This window comes from Rhodococcus sp. RS1C4, assembly GCF_002258225.1.
Taxonomy (GTDB): Bacteria; Actinomycetota; Actinomycetes; order Mycobacteriales; family Mycobacteriaceae; genus Rhodococcoides; species Rhodococcoides fascians_E.
In genome coordinates this window covers 1-691 of the sequence record NZ_NOXZ01000075.1, presented here as the reverse complement: position 1 = coordinate 691, position 691 = coordinate 1, and the positions used below count along the sequence as shown (strand labels likewise).

Annotated in this window: 1 protein-coding gene; it reads left to right on the top strand. The window is 61.9% G+C overall.

What is annotated here, in order from left to right; translation table 11 throughout:
- The coding region (locus CH289_RS28970) for a DUF4190 domain-containing protein (RefSeq protein WP_306427534.1) at positions 1-635 on the top strand (635 nt) is incomplete at its 5' end.
- Positions 636-691 lie beyond the last annotated feature (56 nt).

Sequence of the window (691 nt, the reverse complement as noted above, 5' to 3'; positions counted from 1 at the left end):
CTCCACCACCGCTGCCGCCGCAGGGCCAGGAACAGCCGTACTGGAACGGACAACCGCCGTACGGGTATCGGCCGCCGACCACCAACGGTCTCGCGATCGCTGCATTGATCGGCGCCATCTTCCTGGCCCCACTGGGGATCGTCCTGGGTCACATCTCGTTGTCGCAGATCAAGCGCACCGGCGAGCAAGGGCGCGGTTTGGCGTTGGCTGGGCTGATAATTGGCTACATCTTCACCGCGATCTGGGTGTTGTCGTTGGTATGGCTCCTCGCACTGGCGGGAACGGTGGCCAGTGCGTTCAGCGATTACGACTCCGACAGTTCCTCGTCCGATTACTACTCCACGCAGGCAACACAGTCGTACTCGACGTACACGACCACCACCACGACGCCATCTTCCAGCTGGTCGAGCACGGCCGAGGTCATCGAGAATGCCTCGGTGGGCGATTGCATTTCACGTGTTCTGGGTGCCGAGAACGGCGACGGAACCAGCTCGGTCACTGTCAGCGAAGCCGCTTGCGGATCGTCGAGCGCGACGCACCGCGTGACGAATCGGGTGACAAGTTCGTCGTCCTGCTCGTTCGACTGGGTCAGCACCGACAACCCGGTCGTCGTGCTGTGCATTAGCGAACAGTGACACAAGGTTTGTCGAACCGACAGAACGAGCTCCTGCCATGACACTGCCTCCCCCTC